This window comes from Desulfovulcanus sp. (genome assembly GCF_982781345.1).
The window spans coordinates 1-13,434 of sequence record NZ_CEYAEZ010000002.1 but is presented as its reverse complement, the minus strand read 5'-3'; the positions used below and the strand labels follow the sequence as shown (position 1 = coordinate 13,434).

General features: G+C 43.0%; 11 protein-coding genes and 2 rRNA genes. 2 read left to right on the top strand and 11 right to left on the bottom strand.

What is annotated here, in order from left to right; all coding sequences use genetic code 11:
• Window positions 1-82: 82 nt before the first annotated feature.
• From ftsW to mraZ, 9 genes are all read right to left on the bottom strand, one after another.
• On the bottom strand, window positions 83-1,207 hold the full coding sequence (gene ftsW / locus AC3WVG_RS00510; protein WP_488796225.1) for a putative lipid II flippase FtsW: 1,125 nt from the start codon (window positions 1,205-1,207) through the stop codon (window positions 83-85).
• Window positions 1,208-1,276: 69 nt separating this feature from the next.
• Window positions 1,277-2,584, bottom strand: coding sequence for a UDP-N-acetylmuramoyl-L-alanine--D-glutamate ligase (gene murD / locus AC3WVG_RS00505; protein ID WP_488796224.1), 1,308 nt, complete (start codon window positions 2,582-2,584; stop codon window positions 1,277-1,279).
• Window positions 2,585-2,666: 82 nt separating this feature from the next.
• Window positions 2,667-3,743 (bottom strand): phospho-N-acetylmuramoyl-pentapeptide-transferase, encoded by a 1,077-nt coding sequence (gene mraY / locus AC3WVG_RS00500; RefSeq protein ID WP_488796223.1) that lies wholly within the window; start codon window positions 3,741-3,743, stop codon window positions 2,667-2,669.
• A gap of 41 nt (window positions 3,744-3,784) precedes the next feature.
• Window positions 3,785-5,152, bottom strand: a complete 1,368-nt coding sequence (locus AC3WVG_RS00495) for a UDP-N-acetylmuramoyl-tripeptide--D-alanyl-D-alanine ligase (protein WP_488796222.1) — start codon at window positions 5,150-5,152, stop codon at window positions 3,785-3,787.
• Window positions 5,136-6,614 (bottom strand): UDP-N-acetylmuramoyl-L-alanyl-D-glutamate--2,6-diaminopimelate ligase, encoded by a 1,479-nt coding sequence (locus AC3WVG_RS00490; protein WP_488796221.1) that lies wholly within the window; start codon window positions 6,612-6,614, stop codon window positions 5,136-5,138. Before AC3WVG_RS00490 ends, AC3WVG_RS00495 begins: the two co-directional genes overlap by 17 nt.
• A gap of 4 nt (window positions 6,615-6,618) precedes the next feature.
• Window positions 6,619-8,580 (bottom strand): penicillin-binding transpeptidase domain-containing protein, encoded by a 1,962-nt coding sequence (locus AC3WVG_RS00485; protein WP_488796220.1) that lies wholly within the window; start codon window positions 8,578-8,580, stop codon window positions 6,619-6,621.
• Window positions 8,573-8,791 (bottom strand): hypothetical protein, encoded by a 219-nt coding sequence (locus AC3WVG_RS00480; RefSeq protein WP_488796219.1) that lies wholly within the window; start codon window positions 8,789-8,791, stop codon window positions 8,573-8,575. The genes AC3WVG_RS00485 and AC3WVG_RS00480 overlap by 8 nt, the downstream gene beginning before the upstream one ends.
• Window positions 8,792-8,856: 65 nt before the next feature.
• A complete protein-coding gene (gene rsmH / locus AC3WVG_RS00475; protein WP_488796218.1) occupies window positions 8,857-9,795 on the bottom strand; it encodes a 16S rRNA (cytosine(1402)-N(4))-methyltransferase RsmH in 939 nt (312 codons plus the stop codon).
• A gap of 12 nt (window positions 9,796-9,807) precedes the next feature.
• Complete coding sequence (gene mraZ / locus AC3WVG_RS00470) at window positions 9,808-10,263, bottom strand: division/cell wall cluster transcriptional repressor MraZ (RefSeq protein ID WP_488796217.1); 456 nt, start codon at window positions 10,261-10,263, stop codon at window positions 9,808-9,810.
• Window positions 10,264-10,427: 164 nt separating this feature from the next.
• On the opposite strand from mraZ, the gene pyk reads away from it, so the two are divergent.
• Window positions 10,428-11,837 (top strand): pyruvate kinase, encoded by a 1,410-nt coding sequence (pyk, locus tag AC3WVG_RS00465; RefSeq protein ID WP_488796216.1) that lies wholly within the window; start codon window positions 10,428-10,430, stop codon window positions 11,835-11,837.
• Window positions 11,834-12,826 (top strand): HD-GYP domain-containing protein, encoded by a 993-nt coding sequence (locus tag AC3WVG_RS00460; RefSeq protein ID WP_488796215.1) that lies wholly within the window; start codon window positions 11,834-11,836, stop codon window positions 12,824-12,826. The genes pyk and AC3WVG_RS00460 overlap by 4 nt, the downstream gene beginning before the upstream one ends.
• 127 nt (window positions 12,827-12,953) lie before the next feature.
• On the opposite strand, the gene rrf is transcribed toward AC3WVG_RS00460, so the two are convergent.
• Window positions 12,954-13,068 (bottom strand): 5S ribosomal RNA (gene rrf, locus AC3WVG_RS00455).
• Between the two features lie 38 nt (window positions 13,069-13,106).
• A 23S ribosomal RNA gene (locus AC3WVG_RS00450) occupies window positions 13,107-13,434 on the bottom strand; the annotation flags it as partial.

The window sequence follows — 13,434 nt, the reverse complement described above, 5'->3', positions numbered from 1 at the left end:
TTAGTTAAATGGTTAAGTAGTTGATTGGTTACATGGTTAGTCTTCACCCAATAAACTAATAAACCAATCAACCTGTAAGCCATTAGTCTCTTGCCTTTTGTCTTCTTGAAAGATTCAGTAAAAAGCCTGCGCAAAAAAATGAAACTAACAGGTTACTTCCTCCATAACTAACGAAAGGCATGGGCACGCCCTTGGGCGGTACTGTTCCCAGAACCACGGCAATATTTAAAAGAGCACCTAAAATCAAAATTAAGCCCAGACCAAAGGCAGCGAATCTGTCCTCCATCTCTTGCTGATCACAGGAGATCCTGATTACCCGCCAGATAATGATCCCAACCAAAATAAAAACCAAGGAAAAGCCGACAAAGCCCAATTCCTCACCCAAAACAGCGAGGATAAAATCATTGTGCGCTTCCGGTAGAAATAAGAGCTTCTGCCGTCCCTCTCCTAAACCCAGCCCCCACATTCCGCCAGAACCAAAACCATATAGGGATTGGACCAATTGATATCCACTGTCCTGGGCATCTTTGAAAGGATCCAAAAAGGCAAACCAGCGCCGAAAGCGATACGGAGATTGTACTATCAACACAAATCCCGTGGCCACAGCCAAAAAAGCAGAAGAAACCAGGTATACTAATCGTGTTCCTCCGATTAGACTCATAAAAAACAGTATCAGGGCTAAGTAGGCTGCACCGCCAAAATCCGGTTGAAGCATAAGCAATACACACATAGAGGCCGTGACTATAGTCGGGGGCAAAAAACCAACACTGAAAGTTTTGACCAATTCTTGCTTGTGCGAAAAAAAATAGGCCAGATAAAAAACCAAAGCCACTTTGGCCAGTTCCAGGGCCTGAATTGTCAGCGGCCCGAATTTAAGCCACCTTCGAGCGCCGCCCGCACCATAACCCAAGGGGCTGAAGACAGTTAAACAAAGAAGTCCAAAGACCAAAATAAGCCAAAGATATTTTAATTTATAGAAAAATGTTCTTGGAATCTTGATTGTGCAGGCCAAGACAATCAATCCGGCCAAGGTAAAAACAACCTGTTTCTTGATAAAATAAAATTTATCCCCCAAAAACTTTTCAGCCATAATACTGCTGGCACTAAAGAGCATAACTAGTCCCAAACCAGATAAGGCCAAGACAGCACCCAAAAGCCACAAATCAATGCCCGGACCTGAATTTTGCTTAATCCTTCCCCCTCTCATCTCCCTCTCGTATTTTGGGCATTTTTTCCGTTACCTATTGTCCAGCCAAGCACGCTGGCATGCTTGCTTCTAAGCATTTCCCTTGTCACGCACACAATCCAACACCAAACGTTGAAATTGCATTCCCCTTGCCTTGTAATCCGGAAACAGATCAAAGCTGGCCGTGCCTGGAGAAAGAAGAACAGTATCTCCTGGTTTTGCATCAACGACAATTTTCCGTACTGCTTCCTCCAAGGTGGGAAACCACTCCATTTCCACCAGGTCACCAAAGGCTTGGAGAAAAATTTCTTTACTAGCTCCAAAAAGGTAGACCTTGCTTACCTTTTCCTGCACAAGTGGCCGAATTACTTTTAGATTCCCGCCCTTAAAAACTCCACCGGCCAGAAGTCTTATAGGGCGAGGAAAAGTTTTTAAGGCCGACTTTACGGCGTCAATAGTGGTAGCCTTTGAGTCATCAACAAAAGTTATCCCTTTATGCTGAAAAAATATCTCCTGTCTGTGGGCCGGTGGGACAAAGTCCTGTATATTCTTTTCAAGCTCGTTTTCAGTAACTCCAAAATACTTACAAGCCAGAAAAGCGGCCTCCAAATTCTCTTGATTATGTTCGCCCCTAAGCCTTGGACAAGAGAATCTGTCTTGGGGCACAAAATAAACCCTCCTGGCACGGGTAAATGAACGCTTTTCAAGTTCGCCCTTTAGACTTAAAGGGAGAATGGCCAGATCTTGTTCATTTTGCCTGGCAAAAAGTTTTAACTTGGCTTCAAAATACTCTTGAATATCCTGATGATAATCCAGGTGATTGGGAGAGAAATTAAGGAAAATAGCTACCCGCGGATGGAATCCACTACAGTTTTCCAACTGAAAACTGCTCGTCTCCAGGACCAAAATCTCTGCCTTTCTCCCTTCCAGAAGGTATTCGCTAAGCGGGGTGCCAATATTGCCACCGGTAAACACCACTTTCCCTGCCTTTTCCAGAACATGAGTAATGAGTAAGGTAGTAGTTGTTTTTCCATTGGTTCCGGTAACGGCAATTATGGGCTCGGACACAAACCAGGAAGCCAACTCCAACTCAGAATAGACTTGGGCACCGGCTGGTATATGAGCCTGAATGTTTCTTTTCTGAACTCCTGGACTCAATATAATTAAGTTCGCTCCTTTAAAATCTTCAGGTTTATGTTCACCAAACCTTAGGGCCCAACCTTTTTCCTCAGCTAATTGCTTGAGATCCTTAGAAAACCTGCTTTCGTCCTTTTCCAAAAGGCGAACCTCTGCTCCAAGCCTAGTCAAAAGCCTGGCCGCGGCCAGACCTGATCGTCCTGCGCCTACAACAACAGCCTGATGGCTGCGTAATTGTCCTGGATGAATTAACTCTTTCATAAATTTTTAATGGTTATGGTGATGAAAAGGTAAAAAGGTGAAGAAGACAGAATAAGCCTTTTTACCTTTTTACCTATCATTACTACCTCAATTTCAGGGTACTCAAAGCAACCAGAGCCAGGAGAATGGATAAAATCCAGAACCTGACTATTATCTTGGATTCGGGTACGCCCTTTAATTCAAAATGATGGTGCAGCGGGGCCATCCGAAAAATTCGCTTCCCCCCACTAAGCTTGAAGTAACCCACCTGAAGAATAACTGAGATTGTTTCTACAACAAACAAGCCACCAACAATGACCAGAATCAATTCCTGCTTACAGAGCACAGCAATAAACCCAAGACAGCCGCCCAGGCTTAAACTGCCAACATCGCCCATAAAAATCTGAGCCGGATAAGCATTAAACCATAAAAAACCTAAGCCTGCCCCGACCATTGCCCCACAAAACACTGTGACTTCACCAACACCGGGAATATAGGCTATCTGGAGATATCTGGCCAACTGAGAGTGACCTGTGACATAGACAAACAAAGCGAAACAGGCCGCACAAACCACTACGGGCCCAATAGCCAGGCCATCCAGGCCATCTGTCAAATTCACTGCATTAGATGCTCCGACCATGACAAAGATGGCAAATGGGATATAGAATAAATATAAATCAGGTCTTATGTCCTTAAAGAACGGAACCAAAAGTTCTGTGGTATAGCCCGGCATATTAACCAAAATTGAAACTACTCCCAATGCTACGATCATCTGCCCTAAAAATTTGGTCTGGGCACTTAAACCTTTATTCTGCTTTTTGACGATTTTTAAATAGTCATCCACAAAACCAACCAACCCAAAGCCCAAAAAGACAAAAATAGTCAGCCACAAAAATTTATTAGTCAAATCTCCCCAGAGAAAAACACTACCCAACAGACTAACACCAATAAGCAAACCACCCATTGTAGGCGTGCCCGCTTTATTCTGATGTTTCGGTCCGTCTTCCTGAATATATTGCCCAAATTTTATCTTTCTCAACCATTCAATAAATTTTGGCCCAAGCACAATACTAATCAACAGGGCGGTCAAAAGAGCATAGATACTTCTAAATGTTATATATCTGAAAACATTAAAAACAGTGTAATCCTGAGATAATGGATATAATAAATGATATAACATTTCGCTTCTTAACCTTTTAACCTCTTAGCCTATTAAAATTCCTATCCTTTAACCTTCTTCACATATTCTTCCATTTTACTGCTTCTTGAACCTTTAAACAGAAGAACAGCCTGTTTTAAATTAAGATTTTTAAAAAAACTAAAAAAATCTTCCGGGCTGTGACAGATATAAAATTCTCCTGACCATCCTTTGAGCCCCTCTTTTACAAAAGACGCATTCTGACCGTGAAAAAATACATAACGGCAACCTATGCTATGGATAAACTCGCCCAGCTTCCTATGTTCTTCTTCTGATGCTTCACCCAATTCAGCCATATCTCCAAGGACAAGAACCAACTCTTTATCTTTAGCCAATTCTGCAGCGGTGCTAATAGCTGCCCTCATAGAAAGGGGATTGGCATTATATGTATCGTCAATAATTGTCCACTCCCCTTTAGTCCAAAGGCAAAGCCTCTGTTCTGGCAGCCTGGCCTGACAAAGCCCCTGTTCGATCTCCGAGCCTGAATAACCCAATAAATGGGCCAAAACAGCTACCGCGGAAATGTTCTCTGTTAAATGGGCACCTATCCAGGGCAAAGTAAGACAGTAGCTTTCCCCATTTATCCCCATTTCATAGTGGCCCCTACCCCCTTCACAGCCACGGTACTCCCCCCAGAATCTCTGTCTTTTATCAGTGCAGGAAAAAAAGTAAGGCTTAATTTGGTTGCGCCTCTGGGCTTCTTTGACCAAAGGAGGGTAGTCTTTATTTAAAATTGCCCAGGATTCGTTTTCCAAATAATCAAGAATTTTAGTCTTATACCTGGCCACATCAGATACACTGCCTAAGCCCTCCAGATGACAAGGGCCGATATTGGTTATAACCACAATATCTGGACGCAAAATACTTCCCAATTCTTCCATATCTTCGGGTTTACTAATGCCCAATTCTAAAACCCAATAATCTTCCTGGCCATCAAACTTCAAAATCGACAAAGGCAGGCCGAGCTGATTGTTCCAATTTTTATAATTCTTTCCAACCTTGGCTTTCTGACTTAAAACAGAGAAAAGAAACTCTTTGGTTGTTGTTTTTCCTGCTGAACCAGTGATACCGATGACCCTAGCCCTCGTTCTCTGTCTTACATAAAGAGCCAGCCGGCCCAGTGCCTTGACTGTATCTTCCACCAGAAGAACCGGTACCTCTTCTATATCTAATAAAGGAGTATGGGCCAAAATAGCTCTTGCTCCCTTTTTCACTGCCTCCTGAGCAAAATTATGGCCATCGTATCTTTGCCCGGCTATACATACAAAAAGATCTCCCTCCTGAACCAACCGACTATCAGTCTGCACCTTTGTTATTGGTACTTTTTCAAAGCCGTCAAAGTCCCCATAACTTGATATCGCCAGGGCAATTTGCTCAATAGTCAAATGCATCAATTATCTCCTCCACCACACGCGCATCGTGAAAAGGAATTTTTTCTCCCTTTATTTCCTGATAGTCTTCATGCCCTTTGCCAGCTATAAGCAAAACATCGCCTTTTTCCATTCTAGAAATGGCCAGTTTTATGGCCTTTTTCCGGTCTGGCTCAATTTCTATCTCTACTCTTCCCTTTATTCCCGGCAAAATATCCTTGATTATTGCCTCAGGTTCTTCATTCCTGGGATTATCCGAAGTAATTACAGCTAGATCCGCATACCTGGCTACTGCCTCACCCATAAGCGGTCTTTTTGCCTTGTCCCTGTTTCCACCGCAGCCAAAAAGTACTATAAGCCGTTCAAAGTCTATGTTTTTCAAAGTCTTGCACACATTTTCCAAGGCATCCGGGGTGTGGGCATAGTCTACAAAGATATTGAGTCCTTTTTTATTACCTACCCGCTGCAAACGGCCCGGAACACCTTGAAAGTCCTCAAGGACCTTTAATTCCATCTCCTCCATGCCCAGTTTTAAACCGACGCCTAACGCAGCCAATAGATTGAAGGCATTAAATTGGCCAACGAGAGAAGATGACATGGACCACTGTTTGTTGTGAAACTTACATTCAAGTCTTAAGCCCTGCCGACTTTCTATAACGGACGCAGCAATGAGATCATTGCCTTCTCCCAGACCATAACAGAGAGGCTCCAACGCCATTTTTTTTAATCTTTGTCCGAACTTGTCATCACCATTAATAATAGCCTTTGGTTTCCTGTTTTTTTCGGGAGTGAACAACTTTGCTTTGGCCTGAAAATAATTTTCCAGGTTTAGATGATAATCCAGATGATCCTGGGTTAAATTGGTAAAAACAGCATAATCAAAATAAATCCCAGCCACCCTGTCTTGGTCCAGGGCATGAGACGAGACCTCCATACATATCCAGTCCACACCATCTTTATCCATTTGGGCCAAAAGGTGATGGAGGCGCAGGCAATCAGGAGTGGTCATATCGGCCGCGTACTCTTTCCCCCCCCATCTATAGTTTACAGTACCTATTACCCCCACCTTAAACCCATTTCCGGTCAGTAAATGTTCTAGTAGATAACTAGTTGTTGTCTTGCCGTTGGTCCCGGTGATGCCGATAATCCTCGCCCGAAGCGCTTCAGTGCCAAAATAAGCTCCGGCCAGTTCCCCTAGAGCTTGTGCCGGATTAGGATGGATGACTATTTTTTCCCTAACATCTAATAAGCCAGGAGGCACATGCCTGGTAACAACATAAGCTGCCCCTCTTTCCAATGCCTGAGGAATATACACTGCTCCATCCACTCTGGTGCCGGGCAAGGCCACAAAAATATCACCATGCTCAACTTTCCCTGAATGGGTGCATACAGGAGTCCCGGTTCTGGCCAGTTTAAGAAGTTTTGCCCATAATCCCGTGTCTCCGGCGACATTCCATATTTTTCTATCATCCCAAGTCATCATCTTTTCAACTACTTAACTCTGGCTCTGTGAGCCATAATTTAATACTTTTGTCTGCTGGCCATTTACTCCCGGGCCGAGGCTTCTGTTTTTTAATCACCATTCCCTGGCCGATCAGCTCTGGAACAATCCCCAGTCCCAGTAAAGTTTGTAAGGCCTTGCGCAAGGATACGCCCTGAAAATCCGGAACATTAGCTGCATCAACAGCACCAGCCGTTTTGATGACATTATTTTCCGATTTTACCTTGACCCTGACTAACTCGTGGTGCTGTTTATCGCGTTCCACAGACTGAACCTTCGGATAATCATTATATAAAGACAAAAGTTCCATACCAACCTTTTTTGCTGCTGGTGCAGCCACCACTCCTCCATAATGTTGGGGATGTGGCTCATCTACAACTACTAAAACCAAATATTTTGGGTTTAAAGCCGGGAACAGGCTTACAAATGAGGCCACATATTTATCCCCATAACCCCCTGTTTTCATGGCCTTTTGGGCGGTTCCTGTTTTGCCGCCGACTTCGATTCCCGATATACGAGCCTGTTTACCTGTCCCGTCTTCTTCCACCACTTCCCGAAGCATAGAAAGAACCAACCGAGCCACTTTCTTGGGAAACACTCTATACCCGGATAATTTCTCCTGCTCGGGTCTACTGACTAATTTAAGTGGCTCAAATATTCCCCCTTTAGCCAGACAGAGATAAGCCTGGGCCAAGTGCAAAGGGGTTATGGCCAGCCCCTGTCCGAAAGAAGCCGCTGCCAGATCAATTTTATTCCATTTATGGTAAGGACGAATCAGTCCTTTGCTACGCCCTGGAAAGGGGAGTTCAACAGCCCGGCCAAAACCTAATTTCTGCAAATAGTTAAAATACGTCTCCTCACCCAGATCCAGGCCAATCTTGGCTGCACCAATATTACTGGAATACCTGATAATCCTGTTTACAGAGAGCCACCCGTATTTATGAGTGTCATTTATTTCACTATCACCAATACGCCAACGGCCATTTTCACAAAAATAAATGGATTTCTTCGTACAAACTCCCTCGGTTAGCGCTGCTGCCACTAAAAAGGGCTTGATGGTTGATCCAGGTTCAAGGAGATCCAAAACAGCTCTATTACGCCAGATACTTGGACTTGAATTTCGAAAATTATTAGGATTAAAAAAAGGATATGTAGCTAGTGCTAAAATCTCTCCTGAAGGAACATGGACCACTACGCAGACACCACTGCGACCTGAAAACCTCTGAACCACCTCAGCTAATGCATCTTCAGCTGCCAGTTGAACGCGAGCATCTATTGTTAGGTAAAGGTCATGACCACTTAAAGTTTGCAGAGTCGCGCTGGCGCTACCCGGAGCCATCCTCCTGCCCGCAGCATCCTTTAAAAGAACAATTTTCTTTTCAGTTCCTCCTAAATACCCGTCGAAAAATCTTTCCAACCCTTCCAAGCCATGTCCGTCAGTACCTACAAAACCCAATACCTGGCCCAATAAATGACCCTGAGGATAAATGCGCTTATATTCATTGACTAAATAAATACCCTTTAAATTAGCCTGGCGAATTAACTTAGCCTTACGATCACTGATTTTCCGAGTCAGCCAAACAAAACTCTTTTTCTGACGCAAAATCCGAACAAGTTTTGTTCTCTTTATATTTAAAATCTTACTTAATTTTTTGGAAGCCAGCTTATAATCATTTATTTCCAGTGGGTTAGCATATACAGATTTACTTAATACACTCTGAGCCAAAACCAGGCCATTACGATCAAAAATCTCTCCCCTTTTGCCCTGAATCTTTTCTCGACACCAGTATTGGTTTTCCGCCAGCCGGGCCAGCTTAGGACCTTCAACTATCTGCACCCAATAGGCCCTGGCCCATAGACCCAGCCATAACCCCATAAAAACCAGGCCCATAAAAATAATCTTGAACCTGGACCAGTCTTTTGTCTTCAGCCCCCGCTTTCTACTCATGATCCAACCTTCTCACCCTGTCTGCACCAGGGGGAGAAAATCCCAACTCTTCAGCTAATCTCTTCAACCTATATGGAGAGAGGAGGTTATTTTTTTCCACCAAAAGCTTGGATTTAAGTTCCAAGTTGGCCGCATATTCTTTTTGCAACTTTTTTAAATCATATGCCAAATCTACCTTTTCAATACTTACCCATACCTTAATGAGGCTCATGAATATGGTTATTAAAAAAAACACTAACAAGCCTAATACTTTTCTTTTTGTTAACCCCAACATAATCAACCGACTCGCTCAGCCACCCTTAATTTTGCACTCCTGCTTCTTGGATTTCGCTCAATTTCTTCTTCATCCGGGATAATAGGCTTTTTGGTCAAGATATGTAGTGTTTTTTGATGGTTACAATCACAAATCATCTTTTGTGGAGGACAAATACATTCAGCAGACTCTTTTTTAAAAAAAAGTTTGACGATCTTGTCTTCCAAAGAGTGGAAAGAGATGATAGCCAGCCTTGCCCCTGGGTTTAAATAGTGAACTATCTTGTCCAGAAACTCCTTAAGCGCATCCAGCTCTTGGTTGACTACAATTCTTAAAGCCTGAAAAGTTCTGGTAGCTGGATGATTTCTGGCTTTAAGCCGCATTTTCGGCGGGTAAGCATTTTTCACAATTTCAGCCAATTGAAGGGTGGTTTCTATCTTTTGTTTTGCTCGTGCCGTGACTATGGCCCTTGCAATCCTCCCAGCCAAGGGATCCTGACCATACTTGGCAATTATTTCCTTAAGCATTTGCACTGAGTAATTATTGACTATATTTTTGGCAGGGATAAAACCCTCTTCTTTTGACATACGCATATCTAATGGACCATCGTGCAGAAAACTGAACCCCCTCTCCGGAGTTTCAAGCTGCATAGACGACACTCCCAGATCCAACAATGCCCCATCTAGCTTATCCCACCCGATTTCATTCAAGGCCCGGTCAAAATCTTTATAAGAACAAAGAGCTAAAAAAAAGCGGCCAGCATATTCAGCAAGTCTTTGTTCTGCAATCTTAAGGGCCTGTTCATCCTGATCAATTCCCAGAACCTGAACATTGGCCCCATGGCGCAAAATAGCTAACGTGTGTCCTCCCAAACCGAGAGTGCCATCCAGAAACCGTTTTTTCCTTCCGGGTTCAAGCCATTTTATGACTTCTTCACGTAATACCGGCTGATGTTCGATCATATTATTTATACTCTAAAACCTAAGTTCAAATCCATTTTGGGCCAGGGCGTCCATAACTCCATCAAAATTTTCTTCCATCTTCTTGCGCCCGGCCTCAAAGCGTTCCATATCCCAAATCTCAAACTTACGACCCACACCAGCCAATACCACATCTTTATTCAGTCCGGCATATGCACGCAGATAAGGTGGAACCAAAATCCGTCCTTGTTTATCCAAGGTAACCTCAGTAGCACCTGAAATAAAAAAACGATGAAAATCCCTAAACGTTCTGTTGGCCATATTCAGTTGGTTGAAGCTCTTTTCAATCAACTCCCACTCAGGCAAGGGGTAACCAACCACGCAATCATCAAAATTTGTGAGCATTAATTTCCCTTCGGGAGACATTTTGATTACCATCTCCCTAAAGTCCGGAGGCAGCATTACCCTGCCTTTACTATCCAGATTTCTATGCGTATGCCCACGAAACATTATTTAGTACCCACCACTTTTTACCACCTGTTACCACTCTATCCCCCATGAAGCAAGAAAAAGTCAAGGACTAAAAAAAAATCTTTAAAACTTTTCCGTTTTCGCTTAGTTTATTTCTTAAATATAGTTGTTTAGCTAAACCAATTACTCTTTGTGAGGTCAAAATGCGCACCAAAATCATTGCCACTTTAGGGCCAGCCAGCGAAGATGTCCGGATTCTGAAAGAATTAATTACAAACGGAGTAAGAATTTTCCGGCTCAACTTCTCGCACGGCAGTGCTTCTGATTTCTTGCCTTTAGTTAATAAACTAAGGACATTAGAACAGGAGCTACAAATACACATAACCATCTTACAGGATCTCTCAGGGCCCAAAATCCGTACCGGAATTCTTAAAAAATCGCCCTTAACCATAAGTATCGGCCAAGAGATACTTATGGGGCCAAGTGAACTAAACACAAAAGAGCAAGAAAATTTTTTACCATTTGAAAATAAAGAAATACTGAAATCCCTATCTCCGGGAGATATTGTCCGCCTAAGCGATGGTGGGCTAAAATTTGAAGTGGTTAATAGACAAGGAGAGCTTGTTAAATTAAAAGCTTTTAACGCTGGCCTGGTTTCATCTCGTAAAGGTGTAAGCTTTCCGGGTAAAAAAACCAGCGTCACAGCACTTACGGAAAAGGACCGACAAGATCTAATTGATGGCCTTAAACTGGGCATAGATGCAGTTGCCCTCTCTTTTGTTCAAGGTCCTGAAGACATCGCCAGCGCCAAGGCCATTATAGATAAACAGGGTAGATGGGTTCCGGTTATAGCCAAACTCGAAAGACAGGTTGCAGTAGAGCGTCTTCCAGAAATATTAAATATTGCAGATGGCATCATGGTCGCCAGAGGCGACCTGGGCTTAGAATGCCCTTTGTCCTCTTTACCAACACTACAAAAGAAAATTATCAAGGCATGCAATCAAGCGGCTAAACCTGTTATTGTAGCCACGCAAATGCTTTTGTCTATGGTCACCAACCCCATGCCAACGAGAGCAGAAACAACTGATATTGCCAATGCTATTTTAGACGGAGCTGATTGTCTCATGCTGTCAGAAGAAACAGCCATTGGGAGGTACCCTGTCCAGGCTGTCGAGTATATGCGAGAGATTGCCCTTGAAGCGGAAAAGCTGTTTTTTGAACAAAGAACAGGCTCTATTGAGCCTAAGCAAAAAGGTGCAGAAAACTTCCTTGCTTATGGGGCCTGTCAACTGGCTGAAAAAATTTCTGCTAAAGCTCTAGTGGCCCACACAAAATCCGGAGCCACTGCAAAATTAATCAGTGCCTGCAGACCATCCCAACCTATTTATGGTTTGACTCCTTCCTCCAATGTTTTAAAGTATATGAATTTCTCTTGGGGGGTAAATCCTATTAAAATAGGAGATGAACCACATGATCATCTCCAACGAACTCAAAAATTTGTTGAAGAATCGTCAAATTTCAACCCGGGCGATAAAATAGTTATCACTGCAGGACACCCTAAACCAGGCCAGGCAAACTCACCGACAAACCTTCTTAAGATTTATTGCAAATGAAAAACAAAAATTTGATTCCGGAAGAATTAAACGAGGAATTTTATCAAATATCATCAGAAATATTGTCCAGTTTTCCAAAATTTAGACTGCCACTAAATCTCTACCTCTTTAAAGAAGATATTGCTCAGCTTGTACCTTATTATAGAGCAAAGGAAAGATTGGACAAGAGAAAACAGGAAGAACTGTTTGAACTGAGTAATGATGGCTATATTTTTGTATCTCGCACTGATCATCCCATTTATGCTAAGCACATCAGCAAACAGCTGGACTTGGTTTTAGTTGATAAAAATCTAAAACCCAATGAGATTGTAGAAATCTTTAAACAAGCCTTAACCAATAGGGTTGCTGAGTTTTATGACCAACCAGTAAAACCAACATTGGAGAAGCTGCAATCTGATCTTTTAATCCTCATCGAATACCTCTGGAAGGATCAGTACCAGATAAAAAGCTTCCTCAAAAGGTTGCATTATAATTATTCGCTACCAAATATGGCCTATAATACAGGAATAATTGGTCTGGCTCTTTTTATTGAAACCCAGGGCAATAACCTAACTAAAAAACATCTAACTCAAATTGCTTCGGGTCTTTTTACATATGATCTAGGACTAGCCCGCATCCCCAAATTCATTCTAGATAAAAAGGAAAACCTAACCCCGGATGAACAGAGCAAAATCCATAATCATCCAATTAACGGGGCCAAAATCCTTCGAAAATTGGATGTAACCGAATCAGCGATCCTTCAATGCCTCCTTGAACATCATGAATTCATTGATGGTAGCGGTTACCCACGTAAACTATCAGGTTCTGAAATCAGCCTCCAAGGAGGTATCGCCTCTTTAGCACATAGCTTCAACGAATTACTAATCAAGTCTAATCCCCGAAAGTCAATAAAAGAGACTATTGCTCAACTTATGTCCATGGAAAAAAAGTTCAATCATAATTTAATTGCATCATTATCCAAAATATTTGTTTCTGAATTAATGAAATGAGATAAAGATAGGGTAAAGGATTAAGGGATAAGGGTTAAGAGAGTAAGAGTGAGGTGGTTGGTGGGGATTAGGAGTGAATGGCTCGAAACTTTTAAGTTTTGGTAGTTTTGGAGAAAAAATAAAAAAGTCCTGGCGACGACCTACTTTCCCACCCTTAGAAGGGCAGTATCATCGGCGCTGGAGGGCTTAACTTCCGAGTTCGGAATGGGATCGGGTGTTTCCCCTCCGCCATGGTCACCAGGACAAAAATTTATAGTTAATAGGGGTAAGAGTTTTTTAAAGGGTTAAGACTCACGGACTATTAGTACCGGTCAGCTAAATGCATCGCTGCACTTACACTTCCGGCCTATCTACCTGGTAGTCTTCCAGGGTCCTTCAGTCATCCGAAGATGAGGGGAGACCTTATCTTGAGGCAGGCTTCCCGCTTAGATGCCTTCAGCGGTTATCCTTTCCGATCATAGCTACCCTGCTGTGCCGCTGGCGCGACAACAGGTCCACTAGAGGATCGTCCACCCCGGTCCTCTCGTACTAGGGGCAGGCCCTCTCAAGTCTCCTACGCCCACAGCAGATAGGGACCAAACTGTCTCACGACGTTTTAAACCCAGCTC